The sequence below is a fragment of the Marinobacter alkaliphilus genome (assembly GCF_055394375.1).
In genome coordinates this window covers 3995154-4010653 of record NZ_AP043751.1, presented here as the reverse complement: position 1 = coordinate 4010653, position 15500 = coordinate 3995154, and the positions used below count along the sequence as shown (strand labels likewise).

General features: G+C 58.3%; 15 protein-coding genes. 8 read left to right on the top strand and 7 right to left on the bottom strand.

The genetic code is table 11. The features are described 5' to 3' along the window. Window positions 1–35: 35 nt before the first annotated feature. Window positions 36–599 (bottom strand): phosphatase PAP2 family protein, encoded by a 564-nt coding sequence (locus ACZ5Q2_RS18390; protein WP_061332312.1) that lies wholly within the window; start codon window positions 597–599, stop codon window positions 36–38. After that, entirely contained in the window at window positions 565–1812 is a 1248-nt protein-coding gene (locus ACZ5Q2_RS18385) for a glycosyltransferase family 4 protein (protein WP_230713742.1), read from the bottom strand. Before ACZ5Q2_RS18385 ends, ACZ5Q2_RS18390 begins: the two co-directional genes overlap by 35 nt. 86 nt (window positions 1813–1898) lie before the next feature. On the opposite strand from ACZ5Q2_RS18385, the gene ACZ5Q2_RS18380 reads away from it, so the two are divergent. The 4 genes from ACZ5Q2_RS18380 (at window position 1899) to ACZ5Q2_RS18365 (ending at window position 6323) form a co-directional block, all read left to right on the top strand. Next, the gene (locus tag ACZ5Q2_RS18380) at window positions 1899–2936 is read left to right on the top strand and encodes an NADP(H)-dependent aldo-keto reductase (protein ID WP_432210591.1); all 1038 of its coding nucleotides are present in this window, start codon (window positions 1899–1901) and stop codon (window positions 2934–2936) included. A gap of 217 nt (window positions 2937–3153) precedes the next feature. After that, on the top strand, window positions 3154–3489 hold the full coding sequence (locus tag ACZ5Q2_RS18375; RefSeq protein WP_058091767.1) for a hypothetical protein: 336 nt from the start codon (window positions 3154–3156) through the stop codon (window positions 3487–3489). 145 nt (window positions 3490–3634) lie between these two features. After that, window positions 3635–5860, top strand: a complete 2226-nt coding sequence (locus ACZ5Q2_RS18370; RefSeq protein ID WP_432210592.1) for an acetyl-CoA hydrolase/transferase C-terminal domain-containing protein — start codon at window positions 3635–3637, stop codon at window positions 5858–5860. After that, on the top strand, window positions 5847–6323 hold the full coding sequence (locus ACZ5Q2_RS18365; protein WP_058091769.1) for an FKBP-type peptidyl-prolyl cis-trans isomerase: 477 nt from the start codon (window positions 5847–5849) through the stop codon (window positions 6321–6323). The genes ACZ5Q2_RS18370 and ACZ5Q2_RS18365 overlap by 14 nt, the downstream gene beginning before the upstream one ends. Here ACZ5Q2_RS18365 and ACZ5Q2_RS18360 read toward each other — a convergent pair. Together ACZ5Q2_RS18360 and ACZ5Q2_RS18355 are read right to left on the bottom strand one after the other, a co-directional pair. Continuing rightward, window positions 6283–7098, bottom strand: coding sequence for a lysophospholipid acyltransferase family protein (locus ACZ5Q2_RS18360; protein WP_432210593.1), 816 nt, complete (start codon window positions 7096–7098; stop codon window positions 6283–6285). The genes ACZ5Q2_RS18365 and ACZ5Q2_RS18360 overlap by 41 nt on opposite strands. 17 nt (window positions 7099–7115) lie before the next feature. Continuing rightward, entirely contained in the window at window positions 7116–7877 is a 762-nt protein-coding gene (locus ACZ5Q2_RS18355; protein WP_432210594.1) for a GNAT family N-acetyltransferase, read from the bottom strand. A gap of 241 nt (window positions 7878–8118) precedes the next feature. Here ACZ5Q2_RS18355 and ACZ5Q2_RS18350 point away from each other — a divergent pair, with 241 nt between their 5' ends. The 3 genes from ACZ5Q2_RS18350 to glpK all read left to right on the top strand — a co-directional run bounded on the left by ACZ5Q2_RS18350 (window position 8119) and on the right by glpK (window position 12225). After that, entirely contained in the window at window positions 8119–8853 is a 735-nt protein-coding gene (locus tag ACZ5Q2_RS18350; protein ID WP_058091771.1) for a response regulator, read from the top strand. Between the two features lie 57 nt (window positions 8854–8910). Next, a complete protein-coding gene (locus ACZ5Q2_RS18345; RefSeq protein WP_432210595.1) occupies window positions 8911–10485 on the top strand; it encodes an ATP-binding protein in 1575 nt (524 codons plus the stop codon). A gap of 258 nt (window positions 10486–10743) precedes the next feature. After that, complete coding sequence (gene glpK, locus ACZ5Q2_RS18340; protein WP_432210596.1) at window positions 10744–12225, top strand: glycerol kinase GlpK; 1482 nt, start codon at window positions 10744–10746, stop codon at window positions 12223–12225. A 9-nt stretch (window positions 12226–12234) separates the two neighbouring features. Here glpK and ACZ5Q2_RS18335 read toward each other — a convergent pair whose 3' ends face one another. Both ACZ5Q2_RS18335 and argF read right to left on the bottom strand, forming a co-directional pair. Beyond that, on the bottom strand, window positions 12235–13308 hold the full coding sequence (locus tag ACZ5Q2_RS18335; RefSeq protein WP_061332304.1) for an ABC transporter ATP-binding protein: 1074 nt from the start codon (window positions 13306–13308) through the stop codon (window positions 12235–12237). 3 nt (window positions 13309–13311) lie between these two features. Continuing rightward, on the bottom strand, window positions 13312–14226 hold the full coding sequence (gene argF, locus ACZ5Q2_RS18330) for an ornithine carbamoyltransferase (RefSeq protein ID WP_061332303.1): 915 nt from the start codon (window positions 14224–14226) through the stop codon (window positions 13312–13314). Between the two features lie 210 nt (window positions 14227–14436). Here argF and grxD point away from each other — a divergent pair, with 210 nt between their 5' ends. Next, window positions 14437–14763 (top strand): Grx4 family monothiol glutaredoxin, encoded by a 327-nt coding sequence (gene grxD / locus ACZ5Q2_RS18325; protein WP_061332302.1) that lies wholly within the window; start codon window positions 14437–14439, stop codon window positions 14761–14763. Window positions 14764–14769: 6 nt separating this feature from the next. On the opposite strand, the gene ACZ5Q2_RS18320 is transcribed toward grxD, so the two are convergent. Beyond that, window positions 14770–15462: a TonB family protein gene (locus tag ACZ5Q2_RS18320; RefSeq protein ID WP_432210597.1), complete on the bottom strand. Its 693-nt coding sequence runs from the start codon at window positions 15460–15462 to the stop codon at window positions 14770–14772. Window positions 15463–15500: the final 38 nt, after the last annotated feature.

Sequence of the window (15500 nt, the reverse complement as noted above, 5' to 3'; positions counted from 1 at the left end):
CTTCGGAACCAGTTTAGACCAGATTCTCAGGGACACTAAAGCGTGGCGAAAGTCGCTCCGAACATCAGGACTGACACCCAGCCCATGCCTGCGCCGATGACAGCCCCCGCGGCAACATCGCTCGGGTAGTGCAGGCCCAGGACCACCCGGGAGGCGGCTACCGACAGGGTGAAGGGCAGAACATACCAGGCGGCCACTGGCATGGCGACGAACAGCATGGCCTGGAAACAGGCTGCGTGCAGGGTGTGCCCGGAAGGGAAGCTGTAGCGATCCAGCGGTGGTGTGCCGCAATTGATGGCCGGAAACGAGATAAACGGGCGCTCCCGGATAAGTTTGTGTTTCAGGCCTTTGTAGGTGAGGGTGCAGGTGAGCCCGGTAAAGGCCATCAGCACCGCCAGCCCCAACCCCTGTTCCGGAGCCAGCAGGGGCAGGGCGAGGATCAGTGCATACCAGAACCAGCCGTCGCCAAGGCGGCTGACGACCCGGAAATAGCTCAGTACAGGCCGGAACCGGACTGCACGGTTGATGGCCTGGCACAGCGCATATTCACGCTGGTCTGCCAGGTCAAAGAAGCGAGATGCCTTGTTTGTTGATGCCATGGTATCGGGCCTGTGCCGGTTGGTTGAGTACCAGGTGTTCAAATTGTTCAATCTGGCTGTTCCAGCTCAGATCCAGCGCATCCAGGCGGGCCTGGGCGCGAACCCGGCTCAAAAGGGTGGGCTGGTCAGCCAGTCGCAATGCGTGGTTGATAAAGGCTTCGTCCTCCGACAGCTCTGCTTTCAGACCATTTTCTTCGTGGCGAAGGTGTTCAGCGGCCGCCGCGTCGTCAAAGGCGACCACTCCGAGCCCACTGGCCATGGCTTCGAGAACCACGTTGCCAAAGGTGTCGGTTTTGCTTGGAAACAGGAACAGGTCGCCCGACGCATAATGCCTGGCCAGATCTTCTCCGCGTTGGGTGCCGCAGAAAATGTATTCCGGGTGGCGTTCCGCCAGTTGTTTGCGCATTGGGCCGTCTCCCACAAGAATGAACCGGGCATTGGGATGGAGGCCCCGGATCCGTTCAAAACAGGCGACCGCCATGCGCAGGTTCTTCTCGGCGGCCAGTCGGCCCACGTAGAGTACCGCCCGGTCACTGTTGGTCAGGCCCCAGCGGGCGCGCAGGTCGTGGTCACGCTTGTGGGGAGTGAAGCGATGGCAGTCCACGCCGCGGCTCCACAGGCCGGTCGGGTGGATGCCCATGGCTTGCGTAACCGCTTGCATTTTTCGGGTTGGTACCAGAGTGATGGCGGTCCGGTTGTGGAGCCAGCGGCCATAGGCGCAGAGTAATCGTTCCAGGCCGCCGGCACCGTAGTAACGGGAGTAGCTATGGAAGTTGGTGTGAAAGCCGGACGACACCGGGATGCCAAGATTTCGGGCGGCGGATACTGCTGCTACACCCAGCGGTCCCTGGGTGGCAACATAGATGGCGTCTGGTCGTTGACTCTGCCAGAGTTTTTTCAGGGTGGCCGGGCGCGACACGCCGAACTGCAGATCGCTGTATCCGGGCAGGGGCAGGCCGGTGACCACCAGTTCACGGGTAAAGAGGCCGTCACCGGTGCTTTCAAACAGCCCTTTTTGCTCATGGGCCTGCTTTGGCCTTACCACCGTGATCTTGTGGCCCCGTTGCATCAACCCCTGGCACAGGTGCTTCAAGGTGTTGGCCACGCCGTTTATTTCCGGCGGAAACGTCTCCGAAACAATGGTAATGTGTTGCGGGCGCCGGTCAGTCAGCTTGGGGTTGGTCACGGTGCATCCTGAATGTGTCGCTGTCATGCTTCTACTATGGAAATCCGGCATGACAGCCATGCGACAACTTTGTGACATTCCCTTTACGTCTTCTATATGCACGAGGAGATCTCATGCAAACGCGAAAACTTGGACAAACCGACATCGATGTCAGTCTGATCTGCCTGGGAACCATGACCTGGGGGGAGCAGAACACCGAGCAGGAAGCGTTTGAACAACTGGAATACGCCACCGGGGCAGGCATCAACTTCATCGACGTGGCCGAGATGTACCCGGTGCCGCCACGAGCGGAGACCCAGGGCCTGACCGAGACCTATCTGGGCAACTGGCTTGCCCGAAGAGGGCGCCGGGACGATCTGGTGATTGCCACCAAGGTGGCTGGACCGGGCAATGGTTTGAGTTATCTGCGCGGCGGCCCGAGGCTGACCCGGGAGCATATTCGCGCAGCCTGTGAGAGTAGTCTGGCGCGCCTGCAAACCGATTACATCGATCTTTACCAGGTGCACTGGCCGGACCGCAGTGCAAATTTCTTCGGCAAGCTGGGGTATCAGCGTAACCCGGACGAAACCTGGACCCCTATCGAGGAAACGCTGGGCGCCCTCGATGAGCTGGTCAAAGAGGGCAAGGTGCGCCACGTGGGATTGTCCAACGAAACGCCCTGGGGGACCATGGAATATCTGCGCCTGGCCCGCGAGAAACAGTGGCCCAGGGTGGCTTCCATCCAGAACCCCTACAGCCTCCTGAATCGATCTTTCGAGCTGGGCCTGGCGGAGTTTGCCCACCGGGAAAGCACCGGCTTGTTGGCCTACTCACCCCTTGCGTTCGGCATGCTGACAGGCAAGTATCTGGGCGGAAAATGGCCAGAAAAGGCCCGCTTGACGCTTTACGAACGCTTCAGCCGATACACCGGGGAGCGGGCTGCTGATGCAACCCGTGCCTACGTGGAGCTGGCCCATCACCATGGGCTGACCCCCGCGCAGTTGGCGCTGGCCTGGGTGAATAGCCGCGAGTTTGTGACCAGTAACATTATCGGTGCAACCACCATGGACCAGTTGAAGGAAAATGTCGGGTCTGCAGATATCCGGCTAAGCCCCGATCTGGTGGCGGCCGTGGAGGCTATTCACGACGAATTTACCTACCCTTGTCCCTGAGGGAGGCAGCCTACGGCGAGGTTGCCCTGTTTCCGTTTCTCGGGGCGGTTACAGATTGCAATACAAGTGATCATTTGTTGACAAAAAAGTGACCAATTTGCGTCGGGCTGCTGGCGCATTTGTGTGCAAAGTCACACCATTTTCAGGAGCAATCATTAGACTTTGGTGCTGAAGCGTTAATGTTCCGAAATCATTTTTCCGGGTGCGTGTTGTCATCATGATCATTCGTCTGTTTATCGCCCTGCTGGCCCTCAACTTCGTCGCGTTCGTAGTGCGCGCCGAAGCCGCTGAGCCTATTCTGGCCGATCGTATGATGGCTGAGCGTGATGACATGGTATCGGCCGAGGAAATCTATGAGCTTCAGGAATGGATGTCTGGAGATTACGAAGACAACCATTTGGATGCTTTTGCCGCTATCGGTTCGCGTTTGTTGAGTATCGGATTGAGCCGCCGCGCGCAGCACAAGATCTACGCATCTGACCCCGCGCAGCCTGACCATGGCATTGGTCTGTTGAACGAAGGTGCGGCTCTTAACCTGCGCTGGCGCTTCTGAACCACCTTCAAGACCCCTGTTTTACCCGTATCTTCCCACGTTACTCCCACCAATCAGCCAATCTCATGACCTGACGCATTGTCAGCTTCATTCTGTCGTGTGATCATCGACCCCGTTGCGATTCTCAAACAGTGGAGAGCTGGTGATGGCAGAACAGAACGGAGTCTATTACGACGACGCGAACGCGTGCGTGGACCGGGTAATCGAACGGGTAGGAAAGCGCATTACTCTGGGATTACCTCTCGGTCTTGGTAAGCCCGTTCGCTTTGCGAATGCCCTTTACCAGCGTGCCAAGAATGATCCGGAAATCCAGCTGCATATTGTCACTGCGTTGTCGTTACTGGCTCCCGAGGGTGCATCGTCGCTGGAGAAGCGCTTTCTGGGGCCTTTTACCAAACGCCTTTATGGCAACATTCCTGAGCTGGATTACGCGCGAGACGTCAATCGGAACCGGTTGCCAGACAACGTGACTGTCTCGGAATTCTTCTTCAAGGCCGGCAGTTATCTCAACAATCAAAGCCAGCAGCGCCACTACGTTTGCACCAACTATACCCACGCCGTCCGGGACCTGATGGCGCAGGGCGTCAATGTGCTGGGCCAGTTGATGTCGCCTGGTGAAGATCATGGTCAGCCAGGACACCTCAGCTTCAGTTGTAATCCGGATTTGACCCTGGACATCCTGCCGCTGCTTCGGGAACGGGAAGCCGCTGGCACTCCGGTGGCCATGGTGGCAGAGCTCAATCACCACCTGCCGTGGTTCGGTCATCACGCCCAGGTTGAAGCCAGCCAGTTTGACGTGATCCTGTCTCACCGGGCCTCCGACTATCCGTTATTCTCCGCGCCCCAGATGGTGGTGAGCCCCGCGGACCACCTGATCGGCTTTTACGCCAGCAGCTTGCTGAAGGATGGCGGCACCCTGCAGGTGGGGATCGGGTCTCTTGGCGCCGCCCTGGTGCACAGCGCCATCCTCAGACACAAGCATAATGACGCCTGGAAAGCCGTGTTCGATCACCTGCAGGTGCAGGATCAGTTTCCGGTGGTGCAGGAGTATGGTGGTACAGAGCCTTTTGAGCAGGGACTGTATGGATGCAGCGAAATGATGGTGGACGGTTTTGTCTACCTGCTTCAGGAAGGTATTCTCAAGCGCGAAGTCTACAACCACCCGGAATTGCAGAACCTGATCAACCGGGGTGAGCTCACCGAGACCCCAAGCCTGGAGGCCCTGGACGTTTTGCACAACGCAGGCCTGATCGCCTCACCATTGCGGGCGCGGGATGTGAACTGGCTGGTCCGGCACGGGGTGCTGCGCGACCATGTTGAGTTCAAGGGCGGAAGGATACGACTCAATGAGGAGGTATCGGTTGAGGCGGATCTCTCCAATGCCGACACCCGTAAAGCGCTCGAGGCATTGGCGCTGGGCGACAAGCTGGCTGGTGGGATTGCCATGCACGGTGGTTTCTACGTTGGCCCGGAGAAGTTCTATCAGACCCTGAGAGAGCTTTCAGACGACCAGCGCGACAAGATCTGCATGACCAGTGTTAATTTTATCAACCACCTGTATGACCATCGCTTCGGTGATCAGAAGCTCAAGGTGGCACAACGGGTCCATGGACGGTTTATCAATTCCGCCATGATGTACACTCTAAACGGTTCGGCGGTGTCGGACGGGCTGGCGGATGGCCGTGTGGTGAGTGGTGTTGGCGGCCAGTACAACTTTGTGGCCATGGCCCATGAGTTGCCGGGGGCTCGCTCCATCCTGGCCCTGAGAGCCACGCGGGTCTCCGCCGGTAAGACCGTCTCGAACATTGTATTCAACTACGCCCACTGCACCATCCCAAGGCACCTGAGGGATATCGTGATTACCGAATACGGTATCGCGGACCTTCGTGGGCAGTCCGATGAACAAGTGTTCCTCAGGCTGATCCGGATTGCCGACTCCCGATTCCAGGAGTCATTGCTGGCGCAGGCCAAGAAAGCGGGCAAGGTAAAAGCGGACTTCAAACTCCCGGCACACTGGCGCCAGAATACCCCTGAGAAAGTCGCTCGGGCCCTGAAGGCCGGGGGGGAAGGCGACTGGTTCCCGGCCTTCCCGTTTGGCAAGGATTTCACCGACGAAGAGTTGAAATTAGGGAAAGCCCTTAAGGGGCTGAAAGCCGCAACGGCTACTCCCCGTGGTAAACTGGCGACCATCTGGCAGGCCCTGAAGGCGGACGACGAAGAGGGGCGTTATGACGCCCTGCTTGATCGAATGGGTTTGAAAAAGCCGTCAGGATTCCGGGAAAAACTGGACCGGAAGCTGGTAATCCATGGCCTGCAAAAACTCGAACCCCGTAAAAAACAGGAAACAAAACAAGCTGATGCAAGCCGATAAGCCGCAACTCAAGCCCGAAGTATTCACTGTCCATTACGTGCTCAAGAACCGTATAGGTGAGCTGGTGGATACCTCGGAAGGCAGTGAGCCACTGCATTTCCTGTACGGCACCCCGGAAATCATCGCGGGCATCCAGGAAGCGGTGAAAGACCGCCGGGTGGGCGATTGTCTTGAAGTTACCATCCCCCCGGAAATGGCTTACGGAGACTATCGCGAAGACCTGGTCCGCAAGGTGCCCCGTTCTCTGTTTGAAGGCGTGGAGAACCTGCAGGTGGGGATGAAGTTCCAGACCAATTCCGGCGACCAGGCCCAGGTGGTGCAGGTGGTCTCCATCGATGGCAACCTGGTGAAGGTAGATGCCAACCATCCGCTGGCTGGCTTTACCCTGTATTTTGACCTGGAGATCGTCGGCCGCAGAGAGGCTACGGAAGACGAGGTAGCCCAGGGGCGCCCGCTGTTCTGAGGCCGGTGGGCGTGGCTTCGAATTCGCCTGCGTGAATATGCTTCAAACCGGCACTGATCTGCTGATGGATTAAAGCGGTCAGGGCGTTACTCGATTCCGGGCAGGCCGGGTCTATGGCCGGGTGAATCACCACATCCACCCGGGTCGGCGGTTGCCTGAGCAGCCGGATCAGGTGGGTATGGAAACTGTCGTCACCGATGAACGGGGCGATCGGATCCGGACGATGTGCTCTGCGGTAACCGATGGTTATTGGCTGGATCGGTGTGTTGGCGTCGCGGGCGGCGGCCAGCAAAAAACCGTGGATCGGCAGCACTGCCAGTCCCGAGCTGGTGGTGCCTTCCGGAAACACCAGGACAGACTCCCCGGCATTCAGGCATCGTCTTATCTCCGTTTTTATTCGTCTGGCCTGGCCGCTTCCGCGCTGGATGAACAGAGTGCCGGCTTGTCTGGCGAGCCAGCCGATAATTGGCCAGTTGCCCACCTCAGCCTTGGACAGGAACCTCAACGGCGTTATGCACCCCAATATGGGAATGTCAGACCAGCTGATGTGGTTGGCAACGTAGAGTGCATGGGCTTCCGTGGGCTGGCCGTGTACCCGGATACGGAACCCGAGGCACTGGCAGGCCCGACGGAAGCAGAAAGCGGCCCAGGGCGCACGGTCGACAGGTTGTCGCCGGAACAGGTCGACCAGTTTCAGGGTGATGGCCAGGGCGCAGGTGCACGCAAGAAACACCAGGAACCCGGTAAGCCGGATTAGTAATCGTATCCACCCCATCTGCTGCTCCTTTGCCTTCAGGCAGTGCGCCCCATGAAATGCCGGCTATATCTGGCGGTCAGTTTGCTGACTTCCAGAACCACCAGCAGGTCCGCGCAGCGGAAGTCCGGGTCCCAGCAGGGTTCTCCGCACACCCTGGCGCCCAGGCGCATGTAGGCACGGATCAGGGCTGGCACATCGTCGCTGTGTTCGTGTTCGGCACGGGTCAGGTGTGGCAGGGCCCGGCGCGGAGTAACCCGGAATGCCGGGGCAGCAAGGTATTCATTCTGCAGGTGCCGTGCTATCCGCCAGGCTTTCATGCCGCCATCAGCCATGCTGATGCTGGCGCAGCCAATCAGGTAATCCACGTTCCGGCTATCCAGATATTCTGCCAGGGCTGCCCACAGGAGCGTAATGGTGCCACCGTTACGGTAATCGGGGTGGACACAGGTTCTGCCCAGTTCCGCAAGGGTGCCCGGCAATTTGCCCAGGTTACTCAGATCGAACTCGCCCGACGAATAGAAGCCGCCAACCGAAGGCACGTCGTCCTGGTGCAGGATGCGAGTGGTAGCCACTACTTCACCGGTGCCGGCATCGGTAACGATCAGATGGTCGCACAGGGCATCGTAGGCATCGGCATCAATGCCCGGCGTGGTGGCGCCCAGATCACTGCCATATTCCTCGGAGAAAACCCGGTAGCGCAGACGCTGGGCAGTTTCGATGAGTTGTGGGCAACGTGTCAGGGTGGTTTTCAGCTGGCGCCCCCGGCGCGGCTGGGAACGGGCGATTTGTGCTGTCATGGCCTTGGCCTCTTGTTTCAATCACAAGCCAAGGCTATGAAGCTCCTGTGACAGTGAGGTGAACTGCCGGTGACGTCTGTATGACAATGGCCGGGATCTGTCGCTAACCGGATTTGTGTCACAGGCTGTAACCCTATGACCGTTCCATGTATATTTCTGAATAGCATGTATAATTGCTGTAACGGTACGTTGCCTGTATTGTCGGGTGGACGACCCCAAAAACCGGAATAAAAAAACAGAGATGGATGGCGTGGAACAGACAAACGAGAGTTGGCGAATCCTGATCGTAGAGGACGATGAACGGCTTGCGGATCTTACCCGCGAGTACCTCGAAAACAACGGGCTGACAGTCTCCCTGGAAACTCATGGTGGAGCCGCAGTTGAACGAATCCGTAATGAGCAGCCAGATCTTGTTGTGCTGGATCTCATGTTGCCGGGCGAAGACGGCCTGTCGATCTGCCGTCGGGTCAGGCCCTTCTATTCTGGACCCATCATCATGCTCACTGCCCGAACCGACGACCTGGATCAGGTACTTGGCCTGGAAATGGGGGCTGATGATTACATCGGCAAGCCGGTACAGCCAAGGGTTCTGCTGGCCCGAATCCGGGCCATGCTCCGGCGGATGGAAACCGCCCCTGCCGGTAATCCGGAAGAAGGTGGTGAGGAGCCTGTGCGCCTGCAGTTCAATGACCTGGTGGTTGATCGCTCCATGCGGGAGGCCTGGCTCAGTGAAGAAAGCATTGACCTGACCAGCGCAGAATTTGACCTGCTTTGGTTGCTGGCCAGTAATGCCGGTCGGGTGCTTAGCCGTGAAGAGATCTTTACCGCCTTGCGTGGTATCGAGTATGACGGCCAGGACCGCTCGATTGATGTTCGGGTGTCCCGTATCAGGCCGAAAATCGGCGATGATCCCATTCACCCCCGTCGAATCAAAACGGTGCGCAGTAAAGGCTACCTGTTCGTCAAAGAAGCCTGACCGTTTTCCGCGACCTGCCCGCCCTGGTGGGCAGGTCGTGTTACCAGGGTAGGCCCCATGTCCCTGAAATTCTTCCTGACAGTCTATGCTCGTCTGGCCGGTGTCACTGCGCTGGTCATTCTGCTGTGTGTTCTTCTATTTAACGGTATCAACTCCGTTCGTCATCAATACTGGCATGAACGGTTCGCGGACCCGTTGATGCGCTGGCTGGCGGCGACGCCCGCGCCCACCGTGCAGTATCACTGGATGCCTTCCCTGTTCGATCTGCGCTCTGGCCCGCCGGAGCAGTTTGATCTCGACAGGGTGGCCGCAGAGCGGCTGGGGTATGGGCAGGTAGTGGCGCAACGTACCGATGTCGGGTTTCGTTATCTGGTTCGCTCTTTCGAGGGTGGCCTTGTCAGCCTGCGCCTTGAGCAACCCTACCGGGAAATGGCCCAGGCAGTTGCCCTGGTAGTTCGATGGCATCTGGAAACGGTGAGCGCTGAGCAGCGGGCCGATGTTGCCGCGCAACTGGCGGAGGCCTTGGGCGTGCGTGTTGAACCGGTACAAGACCTGAAGGCGCTGCCCAATCAGGACGTTATTGAAACCATCGCCAACACGGGGCTGGTGGTTTTCAATGAGCAGGGCACCCGAAACACCCAGGTGCTGCTGCGTCTTGAGGAAGGTGATCTGGTTGTTGTTCGCATGCCGTCACCGTTCAATCCCTGGGCCTGGCCAATGATTGTCTTGCTTGGCGTCGTGGTGGGCTCGGTGTTGGCGGCAGCTCTGTTCCTGGCCATGAGGTTTGTCGACGGCCATCTCCGGAAGGTGGAATCTGTGGCCGTGCGTATTGGTCGTGGCGAAATGGGCGCCCGGGTGGAGTCTGAGGATGGCACTCTGGTGTCGCGGCTTGCCTGTTCGTTTAACTGTATGGCGGAGCACATACAGCGGCTGGTTCAGGTTCAGCGGGAGATGATTCACGCCGTTTCCCACGAGTTGCGCACTCCGGTAGCCCGAATTCGCTTTGGTGTCCAGATGATCGAATCCGGAAGCAGCCCGGAGGTTCTCGAGAAGCAGCTGGAAGGTATCGATGGCGATATCCAGGAGCTCGATGAGCTGATTGATGAAATACTGACCTATGCCCGCCTGGAGCAGGGTGGGCCGGTGTTCAGCTTGCGAGAGGACTCGGTAACAGACCTGGTTCGGCAAGTGGTTTCTGAACAACAGATGATCCGCCCGGAGATCCGGATTGAGTGTCGTATAGATGAGGAATCCGAGCGTTGGGCCCTGTCGGATGTGGAGCCCAGGTACATCCACCGGGCTATCCAGAATCTGGTGGGCAACGCTGTCCGCTATGCTGCTGGCCGGGTGTTGGTGAACTGCCATCTTGACGAGGACAACTGCCGGGTTGACGTGGAAGACGACGGCCCGGGGATCCCGGAGCAGGATTGGGAGAAGGTGTTTACCGCCTTTGCCCGACTGGATGACAGCCGCACCAGAACCTCGGGTGGCTATGGCCTGGGGTTGTCCATCGTAAGGCGCATTCTTTACTGGCATGGCGGTCAGGCCTTTGTTGGGCGCAGTGACGAGCTCGGGGGCGCACGGTTTAGTCTGGTCTGGCCAAGACGTAAGCCGGATGACGCCATTTTGTGAGCCAGTACTCACGACCTCACCTGATGTAACAAAGCTCTACAGAATCGCTACTGAATCGGGCGGCTCCCGGGTTGAGAATAAACAACGTAAGGGATGACTTTTGAGGTTGTAGTTCTTACGAACTTTCCTTGTTTCATTCGTCATTTGAGGGCCGGATTTATCCGGCCCTTTTTTTATGCAAAATTTCCCGCCAATAGTGGTTATTCACACTCGGAATGCTCCCGGGCTGGTAGACTCTCCTGAAAAAAGGAGATCTGAATGTCCCGCTATTTGCTTGCCATTGATCAGGGTACCACCAGCTCCCGGGCCATCGTTTTCGATGCCAGGGGGGCTCAGGTGGCGGTCGCCCAGCAGGAGTTTCACCAGTATTTTCCCCGAGACGGCTGGGTTGAACATGACGCCGTGGAGATATGGGACAGCACCCTGGCGGTGTGTCGCGAGGCTTTGGAAAAAGCCGGTGTCCAGGCGTCTGACCTGGCCGGCATCGGGATTACCAATCAACGGGAAACGACGGTTGTATGGGACCGTGAGACCGGCGAGCCGATCCACCATGCCATTGTCTGGCAGGATCGCCGTACCGCTTCGTTGTGCACCAAGCTCAAGTCGGATGGCCATGAGGCCCTGGTGGTTGAACGCACGGGCCTGCTGATTGATCCCTATTTTTCTGCCACCAAGGTTGCCTGGTTGCTGGACAATGTGGAGGGTGCCCGCAAGCGAGCTGAAGCCGGTGAGCTGGCGTTTGGTACCGTCGATACCTGGTTGTTGTGGAACCTGACCAATGGTCAGTCCCATTACACCGATGCCACCAACGCATCACGAACGGCCCTGTTCAATATCCATAACCAGGACTGGGACGATGACCTGCTGGCGCTTTTTCGGGTGCCCAAAGCGTTGTTGCCAGAAGTGCTCGACTGTGCCGATGAATATGGCGATACCCACGCGGATTGGCTTGGGGCACCGGTCAAGGTGGCGGGCATTGCCGGTGATCAGCATGCTGCGCTGATCGGCCAGGCCTGTTTTGAGCCTGGTATGGCCAAGAGCACCTACGGAACGGGCTGTTTTTTAATGCTTAATACCGGTGACCAAGCCCTGCGTTCGGAAAACCGGTTACTGACCACCATGGCTTACCGGCTAAACGGTAAACCATGCTATGCCATCGAAGGCAGTATTTTTGTTGCTGGCGCCGCCATGCAATGGCTCAGGGACGGTTTGCGCCTGATTACCCACGCCAGCGAGTCGGCAGGCCATGCCGAAACGGTGGGTGTGGATAACCCGGTTTATCTGGTGCCGGCGTTCACCGGGTTGGGGGCTCCCCACTGGGACCCGAATGCCAGGGGCGCCATCTTGGGACTTACTCGTGATACCGGTATTGCTGAGATTGTCACCGCTGGACTGCAGTCGGTGTGTTACCAGACCAAGGACCTGGTGAGGGCCATTCGCAACGATGGCGCGCGCCTGGAGTCGATCCGGGTAGATGGCGGCATGGCGGTAAACGACTGGGTAATGCAGTTTCTCTGTGACATTCTGAACGTGACTGTTGATCGGCCAAAGGTAACAGAAACCACCGCCCTGGGCGCGGCGTATCTGGCAGGACTACAGACCGGGGTGTTCGAAAGCCTGGAGCAGATTTCCGATATGTGGGAGTGCGAGCGGCAATTCCGGCCGGATATGAAGCCGGCGCTTCGGGAATCGCTGTATGCAGGCTGGCTGGATGCAGTCGAGCGGGTCTGCAACAACTGACCCGCACTCTCAACTGGTGCGTTCGAAGGCAATCAGGTGATCGGCTTCGACACGCACCGGCACGTGTTCGCCCATGTGGAAGTCCAGGTGGCTTCGGAACAGGGCCTCGAATTCGGTATCTTCTGAGCACCGGAACCGATACAGGGTTGAAGTGCCTGCGAAGGTTTTCTCCACCACTTTGGGTTTCAGGTCGGAGTGCTCATCGTAGACGATGTCGTCCGGGCGAATCAGAACGTCCAGTAACGTGCCCGGCTTCCATTTATAGGCCCGGTTGCCGTGGATAACGCCCAGTTCGGATTCAATGGTGTCCGGCCCCAGGGCGGTACCGGGAATGAAGCCGCCCTGGCCAACAAAGCTGGCTACGAAGCGGTTGGCGGGTTCGTGATACAGGTTGTAGGGTACGTCCCATTGCTGCAGGGTGCCGTCTTTGAGTACCGCCACCTGATCGCACATGGCAAACGCTTCCTGTTGGTCATGGGTGACCAGGATAGCGCTGATGCCGAGTGTTTTCAGGATATCCCGTACATCCAGGCTCAGCCGGCGACGAAGGTCGGTATCCAGGTTCGAGAACGGCTCATCGAGCAGAATAAGCGTTGGCTCTGGCGCCAATGCCCTGGCCAGGGCAACCCGCTGTTGCTGGCCGCCGGATAGCTCATGGGGGTAGTTGTTTGCCAGGTCCTGTAGGTGAACCAGGTTGAGCAGTTCCATAACTTTCTGGCGGCGTTCGGCCTTGTTCATGTTCCTCAGGCCAAACCCGACGTTATCGGCGATGGTCAGGTGCGGGAACAACGCGTAATCCTGAAACACCATGCCGATACGCCGCTTTTCGGGAGCCAGGGTGCGCCCGGGAAGGCTGATTGCCTGGGACTGGAGCTGGATTTCCCCGCTGTTTAAAGGCAAGAAACCGGCCAGGGCTCTGAGAATGGTGCTTTTGCCACAGCCACTGGGGCCGAGCAGGCACCCGATGTCGCCGTGGCTCAGGGCGAAGCTGACGTCTTTAACGACAGAGTCGCCGCCATAGCCGCAGGACAGGTTGTTGACTTCCAGCAGCCAGTCGGCCGGTGGCAGCAAAGATTCAGGCATGGATCAGTCCAGGCGATTGAGAATGAGGAACTCGAGTAGGGCCTTCTGGGCGTGCAGGCGGTTTTCCGCTTCATGCCACACCACTGAACCCGGGTGTTCCATCATGTCGGCGGAAATCTCCTCGCCACGGTGGGCAGGCAGGCAGTGCATGAACAGGGCATCCTTGGCGGCCACAGACATCAGTGCCGGGTTGATCTGGTAGTCCTGAAAGGCTTTCTCTCGGGCCTTTTGCTCGTCTTCCTGGCCCATGGAGGCCCAGACATCGGTGACCAACAGGTTGGCACCCTTTGCAGCGTCTTCCGGTGTGCGCACCACGGTTACGCGATCACTGTGGGCTTTCAGCAGGTTGCTGTCTGGTTCATACCCTTCCGGGCAAGCCACGTTCAGATGAAAATCGAACTGGGCCGCCGCGTTGATGTAGGAGTGGCACATATTGTTGCCATCACCAATCCAGGCAACGGTAGCTCCGCGGATGCTGCCGCGATGTTCACGATAGGTTTGCATATCCGCCAGCAGTTGGCACGGGTGGAATTCGTCGGTCAAGGCGTTGATCACCGGCTTGCTGGAAGCCGAGGCAAAGCGCTCAACGGTTTCGTGGGCAAAGGTCCGGATCATCACCGCATCCACCATGCTGGATATCACGATGGCAGAGTCCTCGATGGGCTCGCCCCGGCCAAGCTGGGTGTCCCGGGGTGACAGGAACATGGCGGTGCCACCGAGCTGGGTCATGCCCGCTTCAAAGGAAACCCGTGTGCGGGTGGACGACTTTTCAAAGATCATCGCCAATACCCGGTTTTTCAGGGAATCCCGGGTTTTACCCGCATGCCACTCTTTACGAAGCCTGGACGCATGATCAAGGAGCTGTTCCAGCTCACTGGTTGTCATGTCGTTCAGGGTCAGAAAATGTCTTGCCGCCATGAAAGGCCCCTGTTTCAAGGAAACTGCTGTACGGTTTGCATCTGAAAAGGGCATCAAGTCTAGCCCTTCACAACCCGTAAAACAACGCCGGGGGTGGGGTGGTTGCTCTGGGTCAAACACATCGGTTTGGTGGCTAATCGACCCGCCGTGTACAATAGCGGTTAAGTGCCGTGTAACGGTAAACCTGATTTCAACCAGAGGTATGAGTTCATGGATATCAATGAAACCATCAAGAGCCAGCTCGAAGAGAACCCGGTCATTCTTTACATGAAGGGCACTCCGCAGGCACCACAGTGCGGTTTCTCCGCCCGTACCGTTCAGGCTCTGATGGCGTGCGGTGAGCGGTTTGCGTTCGTGAACATTCTGGACAATCAGGAGCTGCGCGAAGCCCTCAAAGTTTATTCAAGCTGGCCGACTTACCCGCAGCTCTACATTGGTGGTGAGCTGGTGGGCGGTTGTGACATCGTTCTGGAAATGTCCGAGAGCGGTGAGCTGGCCAAGGCGGTTAAAGACGCGGTCAAGCAAGCCGAAGCCTGAGTTTTTTTAGCGGCGCTTCGGGGTGAACACCAGCTTTACCTCGAAGCGGTCCCGCTCTTCTCCTTTTGGCTCCGGATAGGGGCTGGCAGCGAGCGCTGCACGATACGCTGCATCATCAATCCCCTGAACGCCTGTCGACGCCACAACCCGTGCCCGGGTGAGGGCGCCATTGTCGAGAAGCCTGAGTTCCAGTTCCATGGTGAGTGTCTCCTGCAGGCCCGCAATCGCAGGCACCCGCTGCCGCTCCAATTGTTCTGCCAGATGGGTGGCCAGCAGAATCAGGTATGGGTCCTGCTCTGACGGCGACAGGGCTATCCGCTGAATCGCTTCCGGCTCATCTGTGGTGGTTGAGGTTGACGGTGTGGAGGCCGCCGATTCAGGGCTGGCAGGTTGCTGTTGTGAGCGGGGTCGGCTGGATTCGGTTCTGGCTGCTGGCTCTGGGCTGGGCTGTGCGGTTTGGGTCGAGCCAGGCTCGGCAACGGGTCGGTTTGCTGAGTCAGTCGTTATTTGCTCAGGGGCCTCAACGGTAAAATCCGGATGCCTCGGGAGTTGTGGTTCAGCGGCGTTGGGGCTGGATGCGGTGCTGGTTTCGGAGGCCGGGGACTGGAGGGTAAACACCAGGCGATGACTGAACTCCCGGGCTTCCCTCAGGGGTGAGGGAAACCCGGCCAGTAGCAAGGTGTGCACTGTCAGGGCCAAGGATATGGCCAGAACCAGCCGATAGGACGCCGGGATCG

Coding starts and splice junctions, on each gene's coding strand:
- ACZ5Q2_RS18390 (WP_061332312.1), bottom strand. CDS start 599: ATGGCATCAACAAACAAGGCATCTCGCTTCTTTGACCTGGCAGACCAG.
- ACZ5Q2_RS18385 (WP_230713742.1), bottom strand. CDS start 1,812: ATGACAGCGACACATTCAGGATGCACCGTGACCAACCCCAAGCTGACT.
- ACZ5Q2_RS18380 (WP_432210591.1), top strand. CDS start 1,899: ATGCAAACGCGAAAACTTGGACAAACCGACATCGATGTCAGTCTGATC.
- ACZ5Q2_RS18375 (WP_058091767.1), top strand. CDS start 3,154: ATGATCATTCGTCTGTTTATCGCCCTGCTGGCCCTCAACTTCGTCGCG.
- ACZ5Q2_RS18370 (WP_432210592.1), top strand. CDS start 3,635: ATGGCAGAACAGAACGGAGTCTATTACGACGACGCGAACGCGTGCGTG.
- ACZ5Q2_RS18365 (WP_058091769.1), top strand. CDS start 5,847: ATGCAAGCCGATAAGCCGCAACTCAAGCCCGAAGTATTCACTGTCCAT.
- ACZ5Q2_RS18360 (WP_432210593.1), bottom strand. CDS start 7,098: ATGGGGTGGATACGATTACTAATCCGGCTTACCGGGTTCCTGGTGTTT.
- ACZ5Q2_RS18355 (WP_432210594.1), bottom strand. CDS start 7,877: ATGACAGCACAAATCGCCCGTTCCCAGCCGCGCCGGGGGCGCCAGCTG.
- ACZ5Q2_RS18350 (WP_058091771.1), top strand. CDS start 8,119: ATGGATGGCGTGGAACAGACAAACGAGAGTTGGCGAATCCTGATCGTA.
- ACZ5Q2_RS18345 (WP_432210595.1), top strand. CDS start 8,911: ATGTCCCTGAAATTCTTCCTGACAGTCTATGCTCGTCTGGCCGGTGTC.
- glpK (WP_432210596.1), top strand. CDS start 10,744: ATGTCCCGCTATTTGCTTGCCATTGATCAGGGTACCACCAGCTCCCGG.
- ACZ5Q2_RS18335 (WP_061332304.1), bottom strand. CDS start 13,308: ATGCCTGAATCTTTGCTGCCACCGGCCGACTGGCTGCTGGAAGTCAAC.
- argF (WP_061332303.1), bottom strand. CDS start 14,226: ATGGCGGCAAGACATTTTCTGACCCTGAACGACATGACAACCAGTGAG.
- grxD (WP_061332302.1), top strand. CDS start 14,437: ATGGATATCAATGAAACCATCAAGAGCCAGCTCGAAGAGAACCCGGTC.